Consider the following 7,038-nt stretch of genomic DNA (forward strand, 5'->3'; position numbering starts at 1 on the left):
GACGAGGCCGGCATTGCCGCGCTCAACGGCAGGGCCGAAGGCCGCGGCCTCATGGACACGGTGATGGGCAATCTCGACCATCTGAGCGCGGAGGAGGAACGCTTGCTCGCCGCGCGCTCACAGGATTCGCGCCGCACCGGCGTCGTGCTGCTCGGCATCGACGTCGCCGGCGCCGTGCTGATCCTGCTGCTGGTCGCGCTGGTGATGCGCGAGAGCCAGCGCGCGACGGTACAGCTCCAGAGCACGCTGACCGAGACCACGGCCGCCAAGGAGGTACTCGCCGCGGCGGTGGCGGAGCGCACGGAGCACCTGGTCACCGCGCATGACGAGCTGCGCCTGTCGGTCAACGTACTGCAAAGCACGTTTCACAGCATGGCGGAGGCGGTGCTGGTCATCGACGCGGACGGCAATGTCCTTCTGTCCAATCCGGCCGCAGAGCGCATGCTGTTGCATCGCGCCGGCATGAATCTGCGCAATCTGCGCGCGCTGTCGGATGTATTTCACGGCGACGGCGTCACGCCGATGAAGGCCGACGAGCTGCCCTCGGTGCGCGTGCTGCGCGGCGAGAAGTTCGAGGATCTGGAGATGATCGTCCGCCCGCACAGCGGCAATCCTCCGCGTCATCTCATGATCAGCGGCCGGCCGATGCTGGACGGGCAAGGCGACATCTCCGGCGCGGTGCTGGTCTATCACGACGCGACCATGTCGCGCGAGACCGAGCGGCAGCTGTACCAGTCGCAGAAGCTGGATGCGATCGGCAAGCTGACCGGCGGCGTCGCGCACGACTTCAACAACATGCTGACCGTGATCTCCGGCAACACCGAGACGCTGGTGGAAAGCCTGAAGCAGCAGCCGGAGCTCCAGCGCGCGGCGCGGCTGATCGACGATGCCGCCGAGCGTTGCGCCGAGCTGATCCAGCATCTGCTTGCCTTTGCGCGCCGGCAGCCGCTGCAGCCGCGCAATGTCGAGATCAACGCCGCGATCGCGGACATCGCAAAACTCCTGCGCCCCACCCTCGGCGAGCAGATCCAGATCGAGACCGTGCTGGAACTGGGGCCGATGACCGCCCATATCGATCCGTCCCGGCTCACCAATGCCGTGCTCAACATGGCGATCAACGCGCGCGACGCCATGCCGAACGGCGGCAAGCTGCTGCTGGAGACTCACCGCGCCGTGCTGGACGAGGCCTATGCACAGGCCAATGCCGACGTGGTGGCCGGCCACTACGTCATGCTCGCCGTCAGCGACACCGGCACCGGCATGTCCGTGGAGACTCAGCAGAAGGCGTTCGAGCCCTTCTTCACCACCAAGGAGGTCGGCAAGGGAAGCGGCCTCGGCCTCTCCATGGTCTACGGCTTCGTCAAGCAGTCCGGCGGTCACATCAAGATCTACAGCGAGGAAGGCCACGGCACCACGATCAAGCTCTATCTGCCGCCGGGCGAAGGCACGACGGATGTCGCAGCCGCGCTCGCGCCGCAGGCCGAAGGCGGCGCCGAGACCATCTTCGTCGTCGAGGACGACAATCTGGTGCGCAACTTCGTCACCGCCCAGCTCCAGAGTCTGGGCTACAGGACGGTGGCCGCGCCCGACGGCAAGGCCGCGCTCGAATTGATCGACGCCGGCGAGCCGTTCGACCTGCTGTTCACCGACGTCGTCATCCCCGGCGGCATGAGCGGGCGCGAGCTCGCCGAAGAGGTGGCCAGGCGCCGGCCCGGCGTGAAGGTGCTCTACACCTCCGGCTACACCGACAACGCCATCGTCCACCACGGCAAGCTCGACGATGGCGTGATGCTGCTGACAAAGCCCTACCGGAGAAACCAGCTCGCCGAGATGATCCGGAAGGCGCTGGGCGGGGTGAGCTAACCTCGTAGGATGGGTAGAGCGCAGCGAAACCCATCGTCTCGCCGCGCGGCCGGAATTGATGGGTTTCGCTGCGCTCTACCCATCCTATACGGACGACACGTTGCCACGCTCATCGCGTCGCCAGCACCACGGCGGCCAGCGTGAAGATCAGCGCGGCGATCTGCCCTGCGCCCAGCGGCTCGTGCAGCGCGATTGCCGAAGCCACCACGCCGATGACCGGCACCGCCATCGTCCCGATCGCAGCGACCGAGGCCGGCAGGCGGGCGAGCGCTGCGAACCAGCTGACATAGGCGATGCAGAATTGGACCACAGTAGAATAGACCAGCAGCCACCAGCCGAGCGGCGTCACGTTCGACAGATGCGTGGTCTCGACTAAGAGGCCGATGATCGAGATCGGCAGGCAGCCGATCCCGATCTGCCAGGCCGCGGCTGTAATTGGCGGCAGATGGATCGGGTACCTCTTCGAGAACACCGTGCCGATGGCAAAGCCCAGCGCGCCGCACAGCGCCATGACGATTCCAGGCAGCTTCTCGACGCTGGCGGTGATGCCGTTGCTGCCCATGATCGAGGCGAGCCCCACAAAGGCCATCACCAGTCCCAGCGTGCGAAGCAGCGTCGGCCGCTCGCCCAGCACCGGCCAGGCGATCAGCGAGGCCCAGACCGGCATGGTGTAGGCGATCAGCGCCGCCTCGCTCGCCGGCAGCCAGAGCAGCGCCAGGCCCATCAGCACCATCCAGCCGGTGACATTGAGGACCGCGGCGGTGATGAGGCGCGGCCAGATCCCCGGCTCCACCTTGAGGCTCTGCCGGCGCATGACCGCGAGCAATGCTAGGAGCACCGCGCCGAGCACGCCGGTCACGCCCCGGAGCGTCAGCGGCGGCAGCTCGGAGAGCAGGAATTTCGTCACCGGCCAATTGAAGCCCCAGCCGATCGAGGTGATGGCGAGGAACATCAGGCCGGCCGGGGCGATGCGCGGTCGCGCATCCCGGCGAGTCGAATCAAGCATGAGGCAGTCCGGCAAATTGAGCGTCAGCTTGGCGCGGATTCGCGGTGCAAACCACCACCGCGGCGGGCATACCTTCCCTCGCCTTCCGTAGGGCTACGTGAGTCCTGCTGACGCAACCCCATTGCCCAAAAATATACCTGCCCTGTGAACAGCGGGATGAAGCGTCCGCATCACCACGGGATGCAAATTTTTTCGGTTGGGAATCCGTGAGGACTCACTGATACTTGGCTCCACAACAGGCGCGGGCTTGCCCCCTGTTATCCCCCGCAATCCACCATATTTAGTATTTGATTCAGGAACTCGCACTAGTTCTTGACGGGCGCAACGGAGAGTCCTAGCTTTCGGTCCGTTCGGCGCGAGTGAGTTTGCGTCCCGCCGGCACTCCCCCAAAGGGTCTCGCAAATCGTCACTCCGCCCGCCAGCCAAAGGCAGCGGATGAGGGCTTGTCTGCCCTCGGATAGCGGGCTTTTCGGGCGCCAGAACGGGCCGGCAACAGGCTCGCATGGCAATTGTTGAAGTGACTGTGGGGCGTTGAACGCATGTCGGGCCCATCCCCTTGGGGGCGGATGGTTCTGGACATGCCGGCGGATGATCGATGCACGCATCGAAGAATCGCGTCGGGAGAACAAGGGCCGGGTCCACCGGCTGAGCTGCGATGCCCGAGGCCGAACGGCCGAAGGGCTCGCGAAACGAAATGTCGACCCGGCACGCCTTCAACGAGGGGCGAGACCGGTCAAAGATAAGGACGGGGCAAGACCATGCGGATTGAGCGGCGCCACACCACCCACGGACAGTCACCTTACGCGGGAATCGATTTCCGCCTGACCACGTCGGAGATTCGCAATCCCGACGGCTCGGTCGTGTTCAAAATGGACGGCGTCGAGGTCCCGACCGAGTGGTCGCAGGTCGCCTCCGACGTGCTCGCCCAGAAGTATTTCCGTAAAGCCGGCGTTGCCGCGCGCCTGAAGAAGGTCGAGGAGGAATCCGTCCCCTCCTTCCTGTGGCGCTCCGTGCCCGACACCGACGCCCTCGCCGCGCTGCCTGAGAAGGAGCGCTATGTCAGCGAGCTCTCAGCCAAGCAGGTGTTCGACCGCCTCGCCGGCTGCTGGACCTATTGGGGCTGGAAGGGCAAGTATTTCTCGACCGACGAGGACGCCCAGGCCTTCTACGACGAGCTCCGCTACATGCTCGCCATGCAGATGGTCGCGCCGAACTCGCCGCAATGGTTCAACACCGGCCTGCACTGGGCCTATGGCATCGACGGTCCCGGCCAGGGCCATTATTACGTCGACCCCTTCACCGGCAAGCTGACCAAGTCCAAGTCGGCCTACGAGCATCCGCAGCCGCACGCCTGCTTCATCCAGGGCGTCGGTGACGACCTCGTCAACGAGGGCGGCATCATGGACCTCTGGGTCCGCGAAGCGCGCCTGTTCAAATACGGCTCCGGCACCGGCTCCAACTTCTCGCGCCTGCGCGGCGAAGGCGAAAAGCTCTCCGGTGGCGGCCGCTCGTCCGGCCTGATGAGCTTCCTCAAGATCGGCGACCGCGCCGCGGGCGCGATCAAGTCGGGCGGCACCACGCGCCGCGCCGCCAAGATGGTCGTGGTCGACGTCGATCACCCCGACATCGAGACCTATATCGACTGGAAGGTGAAGGAGGAGCAGAAGGTCGCGGCCCTCGTCACCGGCTCCAAGATCAACCAGAAGCACCTCAAGCTGGTGCTGAAGGCCTGCGTGAACTGCGAAGGCTCGGGCGACGACTGCTTCGACCCCGAGAAGAACCCGGCGCTCCGCCGCGAGATCAAGCTCGCGCGCCGCAGCCTCGTGCCTGACAATTACATCAAGCGCGTCATCCAGTTCGCCAAGCAGGGCTACAAGGACATCCAGTTCGAGACCTACGATACCGACTGGGATAGCGAAGCCTATCTCACCGTCTCCGGCCAGAACTCCAACAACTCGGTCTCGCTGAAGGACGACTTCCTCCGCGCCGTGGAAACCGACGGCGACTGGAATCTGAACGCCCGCACCTCCAAGAAGGTGACGAAGACGCTGAAGGCGCGCGACCTCTGGGAAAAAATCGGCTACGCCGCCTGGGCGTCGGCCGACCCCGGCCTGCACTTCAACACCACCATGAACGACTGGCACACCTGCAAGGCGTCCGGCGACATCCGCGCGTCCAATCCGTGCTCGGAATACATGTTCCTGGACGACACGGCGTGCAACCTCGCCTCCGCGAACCTGCTGACCTTCTACAACGTCAGCACCAAGCACTTCGACGTCGAGGGCTACGAGCATCTCTGCCGGCTCTGGACGGTCGTGCTCGAAATCTCGGTGATGATGGCGCAGTTCCCGTCGAAGGCGATCGCCGAGCTCTCCTACGAGTTCCGCACGCTCGGCCTCGGCTACGCCAACATCGGCGGCCTGCTGATGACCATGGGCCTGCCCTATGACAGCAAGGAAGGCCGTGCGCTCTGCGGCGCGCTGACCTCCGTGATGACCGGCATCACCTACAAGACCTCGGCGGAGATCGCCGCCGAGCTCGGCACCTTCCCCGGCTACAAGAAGAACGCCGCGCACATGCTGCGCGTCATCCGCAACCACCGCCGCGCCGCCCACGGCCAGTCCAACGGCTACGAGGCGCTCAGCGTCAACCCGGTGCCGATGGACCTCGTCTCCTGCCCGCAGGCCGACCTCGTCACCCACGCGCAGGCGGCCTGGGATGCGGCGCTCGAGCTCGGCGAGAAGCACGGCTATCGCAACGCCCAGACCACGGTGATCGCGCCCACCGGTACGATCGGCCTCGTGATGGATTGCGACACCACCGGCATCGAGCCCGACTTCGCCCTGGTGAAGTTCAAGAAGCTCGCCGGCGGCGGCTACTTCAAGATCATCAACCGCGCGGTTCCCGCGGCGCTGCGCGCGCTCGGCTATCGCGAGAGCGAGATCGCGGAGATCGAGGCCTACGCCGTCGGCCACGGCTCGCTCTCCAACGCCCCCGGCATCAACGCCTCGACGCTGAAGGCCAAGGGCTTCACCGATGAAGCCATCGCCAAGGTCGAGAAGGCCCTGCCGACCGCCTTCGACATCAAGTTCGCCTTCAACAAGTGGACCTTTGGCGAAGACTTCATCCGCGACCAGCTCGGCATCGGCGCCGAGGCGATCGCGGCCCCCGGCTTCGACCTGCTCCAGGCCGTCGGCTTCACCAAGCGCGAGATCGAGGCGGCCAACGTCCACATCTGCGGCGCGATGACGGTGGAAGGTGCTCCGCACCTCAAGGCCGAGCACTATCCGGTGTTCGACTGCGCCAACCCCTGCGGCAAGATCGGCAAGCGCTATCTGTCGGTCGAGAGCCACATCCGCATGATGGCGGCGGCGCAGCCCTTCATCTCGGGTGCGATCTCCAAGACCATCAACATGCCGAACGACGCAACTGTAGAGGACTGCAAGTCCGCCTACATGCTGTCGTGGAAGCTCGCGCTGAAAGCCAACGCGCTCTATCGCGACGGCTCCAAGCTCTCCCAGCCGCTCAACTCGCAGCTCATCGCCGACGACGAGGACGAGGACGATGCGGTCGAGTCACTCTACGAGAAGCCGATGGCGGCGCGCACCGCCCAGGTCTCGGAGAAGATCGTCGAGAAGCTGGTCGAGCGCATCATCGTGATGCGCGAGCGCGAGAAGATGCCGGATCGCCGCAAGGGCTACACCCAGAAGGCGGTCGTCGGCGGCCACAAGGTCTACCTGCGGACCGGCGAATATGATGACGGCCGTCTCGGCGAGATCTTCATCGACATGCACAAGGAAGGCGCGGCGCTGCGCTCCTTCATCAACAACTTCGCCATCGCCGTGTCGCTGGGTCTCCAGTACGGCGTGCCGCTCGACGAATATGTCGACGCCTTCACCTTCACCCGCTTCGAGCCGGCGGGCCCCGTGCAGGGCAACGACAGCATCAAGTACGCGACCTCGATCCTCGACTACGTCTTCCGCGAGCTCGCGGTGAGCTACATGTCGCGCTTCGACCTCGCCCATGTCGACCCGACCGAGTCGAACTTCGACGCGCTCGGCAAGGGCGTCGAGGAAGGCAAGGAGCCGGACGGCGACGCGGGCCACCACGCCTCCAAGCTGGTGTCACGCGGCCTCACCCGCTCGCGGACCGACAACCTCGTCGTGATG

3 protein-coding genes are annotated in these 7,038 nt (G+C 65.4%); 2 read left to right on the top strand and 1 reads right to left on the bottom strand.

Features of this window, described 5'->3' with window-relative positions; all coding sequences use genetic code 11:
- Positions 1-1,863: ATP-binding protein (locus MOV75_RS21875; RefSeq protein ID WP_246929560.1), on the top strand; the 1,863-nt coding region annotated here is incomplete at its 5' end.
- A 109-nt stretch (positions 1,864-1,972) separates the two neighbouring features.
- On the opposite strand, the gene MOV75_RS21880 is transcribed toward MOV75_RS21875, so the two are convergent.
- A complete protein-coding gene (locus tag MOV75_RS21880; protein ID WP_247006591.1) occupies positions 1,973-2,869 on the bottom strand; it encodes a DMT family transporter in 897 nt (298 codons plus the stop codon).
- Positions 2,870-3,627: 758 nt separating this feature from the next.
- Between MOV75_RS21880 and MOV75_RS21885 the strand changes: the two genes are divergently transcribed.
- A partial coding sequence (locus MOV75_RS21885; RefSeq protein WP_247006592.1) for a vitamin B12-dependent ribonucleotide reductase occupies positions 3,628-7,038 on the top strand: 3,411 nt, incomplete at its 3' end.

This window comes from Bradyrhizobium sp. PRIMUS42 (genome assembly GCF_023006515.1).
In the GTDB taxonomy this organism is placed as follows: domain Bacteria; phylum Pseudomonadota; class Alphaproteobacteria; order Rhizobiales; family Xanthobacteraceae; genus Bradyrhizobium.